This is a genomic window from Sulfitobacter sp. D7 (genome assembly GCF_003611275.1).
Taxonomy (GTDB): Bacteria; Pseudomonadota; Alphaproteobacteria; order Rhodobacterales; family Rhodobacteraceae; genus Sulfitobacter; species Sulfitobacter profundi.
The window spans coordinates 2,010,604-2,023,752 of the sequence record NZ_CP020694.1 but is presented as its reverse complement, the minus strand read 5'-3'; the positions used below and the strand labels follow the sequence as shown (position 1 = coordinate 2,023,752).

Here is a 13,149-nt window from a genome sequence, read left to right as displayed (position 1 = left end):
GGGCGGCGGTTATTCCGCCGCCGCCGGCTGTCGGTTTTCCATCCGCCCCATATAGAGCATCAGAGCGTAAGCCCCGATGGCCATGAGCAGCATCGCCAGCGCCAATGGCTTGGTCGTGCCGTCGAACATCAACCCCACGGGCGAGGCGATGAGCGCGGCCAGCACAGTTGAAATCGCCCCCACGACCGAGGCGGCCATGCCCGCGATATGGCCCATCGGCTCCATCGCGATGGCATTAAGGTTGCCCAGCGTCAGCCCCGCTTGGAAGAACAGGCAGGTCTGGAAGAACACAAAGGCGGCAAAGCCGTAAGGGTCGGGCAGGGCGCCGAGGTTCAGGAAATACATGGCCCCCGACAGCAGGATTTGAAAGCCAAAGGCGATGCTCACCAATCGGCGCATGCCATAGCGCACGACCAGCAGCGCATTGATCAGGCTGGCGCTGGCCGCCACAACGGCGATGCCGCCGAACCAGAGCGGGAAGCTTTCACCCCGGCCATAGACGGTGTCATAAATCGGCTGCACCAGCATGATCATCGAAAATAGCATCGCCAAGGCCAGCGATTGCACGAGGATCGACAGGCGCACCGTGCGGTGTCCGACCAACTCGCGCACTGCCCCGATGATCAGCCGCGCACGCAGGGGCCGACGGTTTTCCCGCGGCAATGTTTCGGGCAGGCGCAGGCCCATCCAGACCACCGAGATGATCGAAAACGCCATGAAAGCGATGAAGATCGCGCGCCAGCCCGCTGTGTGAATGATCCCCGCGCCCAGCATCGGGGCCATTGCTGGCACCAGTGCGAAGACCATCATCACCACCGACATGATCCGCGCCATCTCGCGCCCGGCATAGAGGTCACGGATGATCGCCACGGCCACCACGCGGGGGCCAGAAGCGCCGAGCCCCTGAAAGATACGGGCCACGAGCATGACTTCCAGTGAGTTGCTCATCCATGCGACGAAGGCCGACACCGAATAAAGTGCCGCGCCGCCAAAGACCACGTTGCGGCGCCCGAATGCATCCGACAACGGCCCGCTAAAGAACGTGCCCAACCCCATGCCCAGCACGAAGGACGTGAGGATCAGCGGGGCGCGGTGGGCGATCTCGGGCGAGAGTTCTGCCGCGATCTCGGGCAGGGCGGGGCAGCATCGCATCAATGGAAAAGGCGATGGTGGCGGTCATCATCGCGATGAGGGCGACGAATTCGATCCGCCCCATGGAGAATTTTGGATTTTCGGTGGTCACGAACGCGCGCTCCGGCGATTGTCCCGAACGGCGGATCCGTCTGGGCAGGCTTCAGGGAATAACTTGTGGTTGCGCTCTCGATAATTGAGAACGCTTAACTTGGCAATGATTGCCGCCCTGTTTAGCTCTGCTGCTTGGTCAGATCGGCAATGACCTGCGCCCATAGCTCGGGCGGCTGTGCACCCGGCACCGCATGGGCATTCGCGATGATGAACGTCGGCACGGAGTTCACCCCCATCTTGCGGCTATGGGCATCGCGGTCGCGAATGTCCTGCGCGTCGACATCGGATTTCAGCAAGCGGGTGACCACGGCGGCGTCCATCTCAATGCTATCGGCGATATCGGCCAGCACTTCGGCATCGCCGATGTCGCGGGCCTCGACGAAATAGGCTTTGAAAAGCGCGGAGACGGCGGCGGTTTGGCGGCCTTCGATCCCGGCCCAATGGATCAGACGGTGCGCGTCCAGCGTGTTGGGCGTGCGCTGCATGGCCTCGAAGTTGATGTTCAGACCGGCCTTTTCGGCATGTTCTACGACCGGTGCATAGGCGCGTACGGCGCCCTCTTTGCCGCCGAACTTGCCTTCTAGATAGGCGCGACGGTCCATGCCCTCGCGCGGCATCTCGGGGTTCAGTTGGAAAGGGTGCCATTCGATGGCGAAGGGATGGTTGGGGTGATCCTGCAATGCGCGGTCCAGATGCGCCTTGCCGATATAGCACCATGGGCAGATCGGGTCTGACATGATATCGAGTTTGATCGCTTCGGCCATGGTAAACCCCATCTATTGCTGCGCAACGGGCATAGCGGGCCGGGGCGGGTATCGCAAGCGGGCAGCGTTGCAAGCGCCTTTGGGCGCGGCTATAGCAGGTCCATGACAGACACGCCGCCCCGTTCCATGATCCAGATCGCCCGCGAAAGCGGCGCGAGCGAGACCGCCCCGCCGGTCGACCTTGGTGCGCGGGTGCGCGAACTGCGCAAGGCGCGCAACTGGACGTTGGAGCAGGCCGCGCGGCAGGCCGGGCTGGCGCGCTCAACCCTTAGCAAGATCGAAAACGGGCTGATGTCGCCCACCTATGACGCGCTGAAAAAGCTCGCCGTGGGGTTGGAGATCACGGTGCCGCAGTTGTTCACCCCGCCTGCGGGGGAAAAGATCACCGGCCGCATGGCCGTGACCCGCGCCGAAGAGGGCGCGGCCAAGGCCACCGGCACCTATGAGCATGTTCTGCTGGCCGACGCCCTGCGCAAGAAACAGATGCTGCCCTACCGTGCCCGCATCCGCGCGCGCCGGATGGAGGAGTTCGACGGCTGGGTGCGCCATGACGGCGAGGAATTCCTCTATGTGCTGACCGGCATGGTGCGGCTCTTTACCGAGTTCTATGAACCCGTCGACATGCGCCGGGGCGATAGCGCCTATTACGACGCCACCATGGGGCACAATGTCGTCTCGCTCAGCGATGAGGATGCGACGATCCTCTGGGTGACCTCACTGGTCTGAATTCTCTGCCGGTTTCCACCACCAGACTTCGGGCATGAAGTTCGGCCCGTCGCCATATAGCGGGATCGTGTCTGGGTAAGCCATGCGGGCGTCATGGGCGATCAGCCCCTCGTCGAACTGCCAGAACGGAATGACATAGCGCCCGGCGGTCAGGATACGGTCAAGCGCGCGGGTGGCGGCGACGAAATCCGCCGTTTCGCGGGCCTGCAGCATCTGGTTGATCATCGCATCCACCGCCGGAGAGCGCACGCCCATCAGGTTGCGTGTGCCGGGCAGGTCGGCGGCCTCTGACCCCCAATAAAACCGCTGCTCTGTGCCGGGGCTGAGCGATAGGGCGCGGCGGAAGGTGGTCATGTCGAAGTCATATTCGTTCTGACGCGCCACGAATTGCGCGTCATCAACCGTTTCAATCTGCGCTGTGATCCCGAGCCGCTTTAGCGCCTGCGTGTAAAGCTCTGCAATCGCTAGGTTTTCACGGCTTCCCTTCGACAGAAGAATGGTGAATGTCAGCGGCGTGCCATCCGCCCGGCGCATGACGCCGCCGTCGGCCTGATAGCCTGCGGCATTAAGTTGCTGCATCGCGGCACGGATGCCCGCGCGGTTGCGGACAGAGCCATCGGCCACCGGCAGCCGATAGCCATCCACCGTGCCCGGCGGCAGCGTGTCGGCGTAATCGGCCAGCAGGTCAAAGACCCGGCCCGTCGCCGGGCCATCGCGCATGGCAAGGTCGGAGTTTGAGAAATAGGAGGTGATCCGGGGCAGGGCACCGCCAGTCAGCGTCTCGTTGATATACTCAAAGTTAAAGGCCGAGATCAGCGCGTCGCGCACCCGCCAATCGTCAAAGGGCGCGCGGCGGGAATTCATCACAAAGCCCGTCATGCCCGAGGGTTTGCTGTGCGGAAAGCTGGATTTCACCACCCCGCCCCGACTGATCGCCGGGAAGTCGTATTGCGTGGCCCAAGTCTCGGCGTTGAATTCGCGCACGGCCGAAATTTGGCCCGCCTTGAACGCCTCGAACAACACGCTGGCATCGCCGTAGAAGTCGATTTTCACTTCATCATAGTTATGCGTGCCTTGCCGAAAGGGGACATCGGCGCCCCAGTAGTCAGGGTTGCGCGTCAGCGTGACATGGCGCCCCGCCTGATAGTCGCTGATGACGTAGGGCCCCGTTCCTAGTGGTATTTCGGTCAAGGGGGCATTGGCAAAGTCCTGCCCCTCCCACTGCGCTTTGCTGAGGATGGGGCGCATCCCGGCGAGCAGGGCAAGCTCACGGTTGTCGCTGTCAAAGGTCATCCGCAGGCTGCGCGGACCGGTCTGTTCGATGCTTTCAATCTGTTGGCGCAGCCCGTGGTAGCGGGGGTGGCCCTCAGTGCCCAGCAGATCGAAAGAAAAGATCACATCCTCGACCGTGACCGGGCTGCCGTCGGAAAACCGCGCCTCTTCGCGCAGGGTGAACTCAACCCACGAACGGTCATCGGGCACTTCGATCGTCTCGGCCAGCAGCCCATAAAGCGCAAAGGGTTCGTCCCATGAACGCCCCATCAAAGTCTCATGGGTGAAATGCGGCAGCTGCCAAGGCGCGGTGCCTTTGCGCACGAAGGGGTTAAGGCTGTCGAATCCCCCGGTATTGCCCAAAACGATCTCGCCCCCCTTGGGGGCCTCGGGGTTTACATAAGGCAGGGCGGCAAAATCGGCGGGCAGGGCCGGGTCGCCGTACATGGCGATTCCATGCTGAGGGGCCGCCCCAGCCGCGCCAGAGAGCAGAATCAGTGAAGAAAGCGCCGCAACGCCCCGTGCTGTCGAGAAAAAATCCCAGCTCATTTTTGAAACAATCACGATCTGCCCTTATTTTGTTGGAGTTAATCCATACCCGCGGATTCCCGCCTTATCAAACTTTTAGCTTGGATTGTGGCCGTAGATTGCGTATACAGAGGTCACTGCTCGATAGGTTTCTTGCCTGTATGAAACCTGCCTCAATAACTTACGCCCGCCTCGTGCGGGCGTTTTTTTTGGCCTATTGCGTGCCGCCTCCCTTCCTTGGCGGTTTCGCGCGCAAACCCTTTCCCTTTGCCGCCGCCGCAGTACATGATGCAGTCGCAGCATGAACAAGGAGACGCGCCATGGCTTTCACCATCGACCTGTCCGGCAAAACAGCCGTAATCACCGGATCGAATTCTGGAATCGGACTGGGCATCGCCTGGGAATTGGCGCGAGCCGGGGCCGATATCGTGTTGAACTCTTTTACCGATGACGAAGCGGATCATGCTTTGGCGCAGCAGATGGCCGAGGAATGCAACGTAACGGCCCGGTACATCAAGGCGGATATGTCCAAGGGGGCGGAGTGTCGGCGTTTGATCGCCGAAGCCGGGACCTGTGACATCCTGGTGAACAATGCGGGCATCCAACACGTGGCTCCGATCCCTGAGTTTCCGGCCGAGAAATGGGATGCGATTATCGCGATTAACCTGTCGTCGGCCTTTCACACCACCGCCGAAGCACTGCCGATGATGCGCAAGGCGGGGTGGGGCCGGGTGATCAACATCGCCTCGGCGCATGGCTTGACGGCCTCGCCCTATAAATCGGCCTATATCGCCGCAAAACATGGGATTGTCGGCCTCAGCAAGACCACGGCGCTGGAGACGGCGAAAGAGCCGATCACCTGCAACGCGATTTGCCCGGGTTATGTGCTGACCCCGATCGTCGAGAAGCAGATCCCCGACACGATGAAGGAATACGACATGAGCCGCGAGGAGGTGATCGAGCAGGTCATGCTCACGCGCCAGCCTTCGCGTGAATTTGCAACCGTTGAGCAGATGGGCGGCACGGCGACGTTTCTCTGCTCTGACGCGGCGGCCCAGATCACCGGCACGACCATCAGCGTCGATGGCGGCTGGACAGCGTTGTAAGCGCTGTGGCGGTCAAAAAACGCATTAACCTCGCCCTCCAAGGGGGCGGCGCGCATGGCGCTTTCACTTGGGGGGTGTTGGATCGGCTGTTGCAACAGGACGATCTTGAGATCTGCGGCATCTCCGGCACGTCTGCCGGGGCGCTGAATGGCGCGGCGCTGAAATCGGGCATGATCTCGGGCGGGCGCGAGGGCGCGCGGGAAAACCTTGATTGGCTCTGGACGCAGGTGTCGGGCATTTCCGACCTGCGGCTGTCGCATTGGCTGGCGCCTTTTGGGCTGGATAAGCTCAGTCAGGCGATGGAATATTCCCTGCCTATGGCGATCTCAGACTCGCTGACGCGGGTTGTGTCGCCCTATGCCTACGGCCCGTTCTATCGCAATCCGCTCGAAGATGTCGTGGCGCGGTTCGACTATGGCAAGGTGGGCGCGCATAAGCCGCCGTTTTTCTTTGTCTGCGCCACACGGGTGCGCAACGGCAAGATCAGGGTGTTCGAGGGAGATGAGATCGGCCTTGCCGCGCTGCTGGCCTCGGCTTGTCTGCCGACGATCTTTAAGGCGGTTGAGATTGACGATGCCCAGACCGGCCAACGCGAAGCGTTTTGGGACGGTGGCTATACCGGGAACCCGGCGCTGTTTCCGCTGTTCCGCGATGACCTGCCCGAAGATATCGTGGTGGTGAACATCAACCCGCTAGAGCGCGAAGACCTGCCGACAACGCCCCAGCAAATCCAGAACCGGATCAATGAAATCAGCTTTAATTCCAGCCTCTTGCGAGAGATGCGGGCGATTGATTTCGTCCAGCGCCTGATCGCGGATGGCACCTTGCCAGAGGGGCGGATGAAGCGGGTCCACATGCATATGATCGCCGATGACGCGCTAATGGCGCAGCTTTCGGTGGCCACCAAGCTGATGCCGAACCCAGCCGTGATCAGGGCGCTGCATGAGGCGGGTGTGGCGGCGGCGGATCAGTTCTTGACGGACCACTTTGATGATCTGAACCAACGCAGCAGCGTTGATCTACCCGCGATGTTCGGCTGAGTTTTCGGGGTCTGACAGCGCCAGCGCCTCGGGCAGATCGGCACCGGGGCGCGGCGGGTAGACCAGCCCGGCAGAGATCACCAGCTTCGCCGCGTCTTCGACACTCATGTCGAGCTCGATCACATCTTCGCGCGGCAGGAAGAGCAGAAAGCCTGAGGTCGGGTTTGGTGTGGTCGGTAGAAAGACCGAGAGCATCTCGCCCCCTGCATTTGTGCGGGCCAAGACCTCTCCCTTGGCTTCGGTCGAGATAAAGCCAAGCGCCCAGATGCCGCGCCGGGGGTATTCGATCAGGCAGGCGGTCTCAAAGCTCCGCTCGGACTGGGCAAAGATCGTCTCGGAGATCTGTTTGATGCCGGAGTAGATCGTCCGCACCACGGGGGTGCGTTCCACCAGACTTTCGGCAAAACGGATCATCGAACGCCCGATCAGCCCTTTCGCAGCCCAGCCTACCATGACGGTGAAGATCAAAAAGATCACCACCCCAAGGCCGCGCACGTTGAATTGCATCGACGGGTCAAGGCCAAGGAAATCTTGGAGTAGGCGGTCAGGATGGTAGGCTTTGGGCACCAATGGCAGCACGAAACCGTCGATCCAGCCGACCACGCTCCAGATCAGCCAGATGGTCAGCCCAACGGGCGCAATCACAACCAACCCGGTCAGGAAAGACGCGCGCAGCCTTGCGACAAGGCTGCGCCGGACCTGCGTTGGGTCGGGATCAAAAGGTGTGTTCATCTGCGCCGTTTTCCGAAGAGTTAATCGCAACATAGCTAAGGCGTATGCCCCGGCCCGGCAATGGCTCGACGGTGTTTTTCGCCTTTAGCGCGGCAGGTTGACGAGGTTTGCGGCGATCTTGGCCCCCAGCCGGGCATTGTTGCGCACCAATGCGATATTGGCGGTGAGCGAACGGCCTTCGGTCAGTTCGAAAATACGCTGCAGCAGGAAGGGGGTCACGCCCTTGCCGCTAACACCCTGCGCATCGGCCTCGGATTGGGCCTGCGCGATGATCGGGGCCAGTTCGGCGGCAGGAATTTCCTCATCCGCGGGGATCGGATTGGCCACAAGCTGCCCGCCGGGCAGCCCCATGGCGGCGCGGGTGCGGTGGGCTTTGGCAAGGGCTGCGGCATCGTCAAGGCGCAACGGCGATTGCAGTTCGGAGCCTGCGCTCCAGAAGGCGGGGAAGCTGTCTTGCCCCACGGTGATGACCGGCACGCCTTGGGTCTCAAGTACTTCCAGCGTTTTCGGGACGTCCAGAATGGCTTTGGCACCCGCGGCGATCACGGTGACGGGGGTCTGCGCCAATTCCATCAGGTCGGCGGAGATGTCAAAGCTGTCTTCCGCGCCTTTGTGCACGCCGCCGATGCCGCCGGTGGCGAAGACTTCGATGCCCGCAAGATTGGCGGCGATCATGGTGGCGGCGACAGTGGTGGCGCCTGTGCCGCCCGACGCGATGCAGACGGCCATGTCAGCGCGCGAAAGTTTCGCCACGTCTTTGGCCTGCGCCAGATCGCTAAGCTGGTCGTCGTCCAAACCGATGTGCAACGCGCCACGGATCACGGCGATGGTTGCAGGCACGGCCTCGGCATCGCGGATGTCCTGCTCAACCTGCCGCGCCACTTCGAGGTTTTGCGGATAGGGCATGCCATGGGTGATGATGGTGCTTTCCAACGCCACGATCGGTGCGCCGCTTTCGCGGGCCTTGGCCACTTCGGCGCTGAAGGTCAGGGGCAGGGCGGAAGGGGCGGTGGTCATATCTTGGTCTCTCCGGAAACGTAAAGGGCAGCAGCGTCAAGTGCGGCCTTGAGGGCGGGTTGCGCGACGGCACCGCCAAGTTCGGCAGCCACATGGGCGGCCATGAATGTGTCGCCTGCGCCCGTCACGCGGGCCACATGGACCGAGGGCGGGGTGAGGGTGATGATATCATCGCCTTGACCCACGGTGGCGGGGTTGCCGCCATCTGTCACCACGGCACGGCGCGCGCCGCGGGCCAGCAGAGCGCGGGCGGCGGAGGGGGAATCGTCAAAGCTGGCCTGACACAGCAGCCCGGCTTCTTCGAGGTTTACATAAAGCGTGCCGCGCCCCGCTTTAAGGAAAGGCGTCAGCCGCAGCGCCTTGCCGGGAGAGGCGGGGGCCACGCGCAGATCGGCCTTTGCCAACAGCGGGCTTTGCGCCATCCGGGCGAGCAATTCGACGGTGAGGTTGCCATCCAGCGCCACGGCGCCTTCGTAAGGGGCGGGCAGGCTGCCATCCTCCAGCGGGCGCAGAATTTTATCCCCCGCAGCTTCCAGCGAATGGGCATCGGCAATCGCGGCAATCAACCCGTTGGACCCTTCGACGGCCATATAGCGGTCGGTCGGCAGGTCGTCTGAGCGGTAGACGTGATCGGTGATCAATCCGCGCAGGGCGCAGGCGGCGATCAGCTCATCCCCCTCCGCATCGCGGCCCACGGCGGACAGCAGCGCGGGTGTCAGCCCAAAGCGCGCAAGGGCCATGCCGATGTTCAGCGCCACGCCGCCCGGCAAACGGGTGATGCGCCCCGGCATGTCAGAGCCTTGGCGCATGGCGTTTTCAGAGCGGCCGATCACGTCCCAAAGAACGGAGCCAATGCACAGGATGTCAGCTGTCTTTGTCATGCGGCGCTTCTAGCCGCCAAATCTGCCCACGCGCAAGCGGCGTTATTGTGGCACCGCAAATGTCAGCGCCGCCCAGAGCGTTTCCCAGACCGGCTGATCTGGATCGTATCCGGCACCCGTTTGCGCCGCTGCTGCCGGGCGCAGCACCACGGCGTCAAAGAGGTATTCGTGGCCTGCGGTGACTGGAATAACCGCTTCGCCCGCCGCGTCGGTGCGGTGGAGCGAGATGGTCACGCTGTCATCCGGCGCGCGGTCGAATACCTCAATCTGGGCATCGGCGCGGGGTTCATCCTGATAGAAAAGCGCGACTTTCATCTGACCGTCAAAATCCGCGTCATAGGGATTCGTCAGGGCGACAAACTCGGTGGTCATGCCGGTGGGGGCGTCGTCTCCAACGCCCGTACCTGTGGCGATCAGTGTTTTGACGTGGCGTGTATAGCTCTCCACGACTTTTTCCTGCGACCAGCCGTTGGCGCTGTGATCGGCTTCGGCTTTTGGGAAATCTTTGTGTTCCGCAAATGAGAGGAACTTCTCCCATTCCTCATAGATCACCTTTGAGGGGGTGGTTTCGGCCAGTACAACGACCAGACCATCCCGGCCCGGTGCGGGGACCTGCAGTGCCGGGTTGTCGCCCGCACGGGGAGAGAGATTATAGGCCTGTCCCTCTACCACGATCTCAAAACGATTGAGCCGGTTGGGGAGATAGGGAAAGGTCGATCCGACAAACTCTTCGCCATTGCGAAAATGGGCTGCGATCTTTTCACCGCTTTCCACTTGATAGTTCAGCGGCGACAGCCAGTATTCATGGGCAACGGCAGGTAATGCCGGTAAGATACTGAAAATAATAGCGGACAACTGGGTCAGTTTCATGAAGCGAACTTTCATTTTGTTAAGAACCAAGCTGGCATTGCTTGGGCTAATGTCAAGCGCGATGGTATTTTCCATAGGCGCTGCGGTACAGGCGCATGAGGTCAAACCGACAATCGCGGACCTGACCGTCGCCGAAGGGCGCGCGGTGCTGGCGCTTGAGATTAACCTCGAAGCCCTGCTGGCGGGGATCGACCTCGACACTGTCGAAGACACCGACAATGCCGAGAATGCAGGCGATTACGATGCGCTGCGCAGCCTGCCCGCCGCGCGTATCGCGGCCCGTGCGCCCGAGCTTCTGCCGAACTGGAACAGCCTGCCATTGCTCAGCGTGAATGGCGCGGCCGTGCCTTTGGAAAGTGTGATGATCGAGGTGCCCGAGGGGATCGACGCCGAACTGCCGCGCGACAGTCTTTGGCGGCTGGAGGCGGCAGTGCCCGCAGGAGCCGAGCAGGTGCAGGTGACCTGGCCTGATGGCGCGGGCGCATTGGTCCTGCGCCAGCAGGGGGTGGAAGACCCCTATACCGGCTATCTGGCGGGCGGCGAGACGAGCCCCGAGATCGCGCTCTCGGGCGGCGATGCGCAAAGCGGTTGGCAAGCCTTCGTCAGCTATATCCCGGTCGGTTTCGACCACATCCTGCCCAAAGGGTTGGATCATATCCTTTTCGTTTTGGGCCTGTTCTTCCTGTCGACCCGTCTGCGCCCTTTGATCTGGCAGGTTACCGCCTTCACGCTGGCTCATACGGTCACGCTTGCGCTTGGTGCTCTGGGCTGGGTCAACGTGCCCGGTGCCATTGTCGAGCCGCTGATCGCCGCGTCGATCACCTATGTCGCGGTCGAGAATATCTTTCACTCTGCGCTGAACCGTTGGCGGCCCTTGGTGATCTTTGGCTTCGGCCTGCTGCACGGGCTCGGCTTTGCCTCGGTGCTGGGGGACTTTGGCCTGCCTGCGGGGCAATTCGTCCCGGCGCTTATTGGCTTTAATATCGGGGTGGAACTGGGCCAGCTTGCGGTGATCGCCATCGCCTTCGTGCTGGTCGGCTGGGCGATGAAGCGCGTTTGGTATCGCCGGGCCATCGCGGTGCCCGCCTCCTGCGTCATCGCGGCGGTCGGGGCCTATTGGTTCATCGAACGGGTATTTCTGTAAGCACGCGGGCAGCCCTTAACCGGGCTGCCCCAAGGGCCGCTTAGCCCTGCATGGCGGCGATCAGGGTGGCGAGTTCGGCCACCGGATCGTCCTTGTCCCAAATCTCGGTCCCGATGCCGAAAAAGTCGGTCCGGGGGGCAAGGGCGCGGATCATATTGATGTCCAGCGCGCCCTCGGCGACGACGGGCACTTCGATCACTTCGGACCACCATTGAAACAATTCGGCTTCGGCAAAGCTTCCGTCGCCAAGCGTGCTGGCTTGGGTGGGGCCAAAGCTGACGTAATCGGCCCCGGCTTCGCCAGCGGCCATCCCTTCGTGCCGCGATGTGCCGCAGAAAGAACCGACGATCGCATCTTCGCCCAGTTCTTTGCGGGCATGGCGCACGGTGCGCGCGGCATCGCTCAGGTGTACCCCGTCAAGGCCGAGCTTTTCGACCATCAGCAGGTGATCCGAGATCACCAAGGCCACATCGCGCGCATGGGTCACTTCGCGCAGCGCGTCACCTGCGCGCGACAGACGGTCTTCGTCGCGGGTTGATAGCGCCATCCGCACACAGGCGACCGGATGCGCGTCCAGCACGGCGGCCAGTTGCGCGGGGAATTGGCTCAGCTCAACTTCGGGTGGGGTGATAAGGTAAATCTGCGGCTGTTCTGGCGCGTCCATGGTCATTGTCCTTAATCGGGTCTGGGGCCCTGCTCGGGTCTGGAGGTCTGACTAGCGCAAGGCGCTGCAAAAGAAAACGGATATGCGTCTGTGGCGCGGGCTTTCTTGCGGTGGTGCGGCGCAGGGGCTATGAGGCGCGCATGACCCAGACAACATCCTACTCCGTCCAGCCTGCGCCGATCCCGGCCATCGTGCTTGTCCGCCCACAGATGGGCGAGAACATCGGCGCCGCGGCGCGCGCGATGTGGAATTTCGGCCTTGATCACATGCGCGTCGTGGCCCCGCGCGACGGCTGGCCTAGCCAATCTGCCGTGGCCATGGCCTCGGGCGCAGGGCGGCTGTTGGATGAGGCGCAGCATTGCGACGATCTGCCGGGCGCGCTCAGCGATTGCGATTTTACCTTTGCCACCACCGCGCGCGGCCGCGACCTGACCAAGCCGGTCTACAGCCCCGAAGCGGCGATGCGGCTGGCCGCGGAAAAGATCGCGGCGGGCCAACGGGTTGCGGTGCTTTTTGGGCCAGAGCGGGCCGGGCTTGAGAATGAGGATATCGCGCAGGCAAACGCCATCGTCTCGGTTCCGGTGAACCCGAAATTCGCCTCGCTCAACCTCGCGCAATGTGTGCTTTTGATGTCCTATGAATGGATGCGCGCACAGGGCGAAGTGACGCATGAGGTGACCGAGATGGCGGGCACCGACTGGGCCAAAGGGGCCGAGGTCGACCATCTGGCGCGGCATTACGAGGAACGGTTGGAAGAGGCGGGGTTCTTCTACCCCGAGCACAAAACGGCGTCGATGAAGCTGAACCTGCGCAACATGTGGTCGCGGATGCCGCTGACCCGAGCGGATGTGCAGATGCTGCATGGCGTTCTGCGGCAAATGGTCCGGTGGAAAGAGAAGGGCTGAGCGAAGCCCCCGGCCCGGAATCAGGCCACAGGCGCCGGGCCATCGCCTGCCCGCCCCACGGGGAGGCGATTTTGCCAAAATGTGCCGCGCCTTAGATTAGATGCACCAAGCTTGAACCATAAAGTGGCATGACGGGACCCGTCGGTTCGCCACCCCTCGGGCAGGCGATGGCCCTCGGCACATGCGGCAACATAACTCACCCCGCTAGACCTTTCCCCGCCCATGGCATACCACTGCATCCAAACGGAAAATGAG

12 protein-coding genes and 1 pseudogene are annotated in these 13,149 nt (G+C 62.3%); 5 read left to right on the top strand and 8 right to left on the bottom strand.

From position 1 onward, the window contains the following. Window positions 1-9: 9 nt before the first annotated feature. Both B5M07_RS09790 and B5M07_RS09785 read right to left on the bottom strand, forming a co-directional pair. Window positions 10-1,216: pseudogene (locus B5M07_RS09790) on the bottom strand (multidrug effflux MFS transporter). A 148-nt stretch (window positions 1,217-1,364) separates the two neighbouring features. Then, window positions 1,365-2,009, bottom strand: a complete 645-nt coding sequence (locus B5M07_RS09785; protein ID WP_067628143.1) for a DsbA family oxidoreductase — start codon at window positions 2,007-2,009, stop codon at window positions 1,365-1,367. 102 nt (window positions 2,010-2,111) lie between these two features. On the opposite strand from B5M07_RS09785, the gene B5M07_RS09780 reads away from it, so the two are divergent. Next, window positions 2,112-2,735, top strand: a complete 624-nt coding sequence (locus B5M07_RS09780) for a helix-turn-helix domain-containing protein (RefSeq protein WP_007119543.1) — start codon at window positions 2,112-2,114, stop codon at window positions 2,733-2,735. Here the strand turns inward: B5M07_RS09780 and B5M07_RS09775 are convergent. Next, a complete protein-coding gene (locus B5M07_RS09775) occupies window positions 2,724-4,454 on the bottom strand; it encodes an extracellular solute-binding protein (RefSeq protein WP_120352210.1) in 1,731 nt (576 codons plus the stop codon). The two genes, B5M07_RS09780 and B5M07_RS09775, sit on opposite strands and share 12 nt — an antisense overlap. 401 nt (window positions 4,455-4,855) lie before the next feature. On the opposite strand from B5M07_RS09775, the gene B5M07_RS09770 reads away from it, so the two are divergent. Next, window positions 4,856-5,641 carry a 3-hydroxybutyrate dehydrogenase gene (locus B5M07_RS09770; protein ID WP_120351163.1) on the top strand — a complete coding sequence of 262 codons (786 nt, stop codon included), beginning with the start codon at window positions 4,856-4,858 and terminating at the stop codon, window positions 5,639-5,641. Window positions 5,642-5,646: 5 nt separating this feature from the next. After that, a complete protein-coding gene (locus B5M07_RS09765; RefSeq protein ID WP_120351162.1) occupies window positions 5,647-6,681 on the top strand; it encodes a patatin-like phospholipase family protein in 1,035 nt (344 codons plus the stop codon). Here the strand turns inward: B5M07_RS09765 and B5M07_RS09760 are convergent. The 4 genes from B5M07_RS09760 to B5M07_RS09745 form a co-directional block, all read right to left on the bottom strand. Further along, window positions 6,661-7,413, bottom strand: coding sequence for a DUF502 domain-containing protein (locus tag B5M07_RS09760; RefSeq protein WP_067262054.1), 753 nt, complete (start codon window positions 7,411-7,413; stop codon window positions 6,661-6,663). The genes B5M07_RS09765 and B5M07_RS09760 overlap by 21 nt on opposite strands. 84 nt (window positions 7,414-7,497) lie before the next feature. Further along, the gene (locus tag B5M07_RS09755; RefSeq protein ID WP_120351161.1) at window positions 7,498-8,430 is read right to left on the bottom strand and encodes a pseudouridine-5'-phosphate glycosidase; all 933 of its coding nucleotides are present in this window, start codon (window positions 8,428-8,430) and stop codon (window positions 7,498-7,500) included. Beyond that, entirely contained in the window at window positions 8,427-9,311 is an 885-nt protein-coding gene (locus B5M07_RS09750) for a PfkB family carbohydrate kinase (protein WP_067623801.1), read from the bottom strand. Before B5M07_RS09750 ends, B5M07_RS09755 begins: the two co-directional genes overlap by 4 nt. Before the next feature lie 42 nt (window positions 9,312-9,353). Further along, entirely contained in the window at window positions 9,354-10,181 is an 828-nt protein-coding gene (locus B5M07_RS09745) for a DUF4198 domain-containing protein (protein WP_120351160.1), read from the bottom strand. Between B5M07_RS09745 and B5M07_RS09740 the strand changes: the two genes are divergently transcribed. After that, complete coding sequence (locus B5M07_RS09740) at window positions 10,180-11,325, top strand: HupE/UreJ family protein (RefSeq protein ID WP_120351159.1); 1,146 nt, start codon at window positions 10,180-10,182, stop codon at window positions 11,323-11,325. The two genes, B5M07_RS09745 and B5M07_RS09740, sit on opposite strands and share 2 nt — an antisense overlap. Window positions 11,326-11,365: 40 nt before the next feature. Here the strand turns inward: B5M07_RS09740 and B5M07_RS09735 are convergent, their stop codons facing one another. Beyond that, the gene (locus B5M07_RS09735) at window positions 11,366-11,989 is read right to left on the bottom strand and encodes a thiamine phosphate synthase (RefSeq protein WP_067623812.1); all 624 of its coding nucleotides are present in this window, start codon (window positions 11,987-11,989) and stop codon (window positions 11,366-11,368) included. A 140-nt stretch (window positions 11,990-12,129) separates the two neighbouring features. Between B5M07_RS09735 and B5M07_RS09730 the strand changes: the two genes are divergently transcribed. Next, on the top strand, window positions 12,130-12,894 hold the full coding sequence (locus tag B5M07_RS09730) for an RNA methyltransferase (RefSeq protein ID WP_120351158.1): 765 nt from the start codon (window positions 12,130-12,132) through the stop codon (window positions 12,892-12,894). The last annotated feature ends 255 nt before the right edge of the window (window positions 12,895-13,149 follow it).

Excerpts from the sequence above, each read along its gene's own strand:
- B5M07_RS09785 (WP_067628143.1), bottom strand. The coding sequence starts at position 2,009 with ATGGCCGAAGCGATCAAACTCGATATCATGTCAGACCCGATCTGCCCA.
- B5M07_RS09780 (WP_007119543.1), top strand. The coding sequence starts at position 2,112 with ATGACAGACACGCCGCCCCGTTCCATGATCCAGATCGCCCGCGAAAGC.
- B5M07_RS09775 (WP_120352210.1), bottom strand. The coding sequence starts at position 4,454 with ATGTACGGCGACCCGGCCCTGCCCGCCGATTTTGCCGCCCTGCCTTAT.
- B5M07_RS09770 (WP_120351163.1), top strand. The coding sequence starts at position 4,856 with ATGGCTTTCACCATCGACCTGTCCGGCAAAACAGCCGTAATCACCGGA.
- B5M07_RS09760 (WP_067262054.1), bottom strand. The coding sequence starts at position 7,413 with ATGAACACACCTTTTGATCCCGACCCAACGCAGGTCCGGCGCAGCCTT.
- B5M07_RS09755 (WP_120351161.1), bottom strand. The coding sequence starts at position 8,430 with ATGACCACCGCCCCTTCCGCCCTGCCCCTGACCTTCAGCGCCGAAGTG.
- B5M07_RS09750 (WP_067623801.1), bottom strand. The coding sequence starts at position 9,311 with ATGACAAAGACAGCTGACATCCTGTGCATTGGCTCCGTTCTTTGGGAC.
- B5M07_RS09740 (WP_120351159.1), top strand. The coding sequence starts at position 10,180 with ATGAAGCGAACTTTCATTTTGTTAAGAACCAAGCTGGCATTGCTTGGG.
- B5M07_RS09745 (WP_120351160.1), bottom strand. The coding sequence starts at position 10,181 with ATGAAACTGACCCAGTTGTCCGCTATTATTTTCAGTATCTTACCGGCA.
- B5M07_RS09735 (WP_067623812.1), bottom strand. The coding sequence starts at position 11,989 with ATGGACGCGCCAGAACAGCCGCAGATTTACCTTATCACCCCACCCGAA.
- B5M07_RS09730 (WP_120351158.1), top strand. The coding sequence starts at position 12,130 with ATGACCCAGACAACATCCTACTCCGTCCAGCCTGCGCCGATCCCGGCC.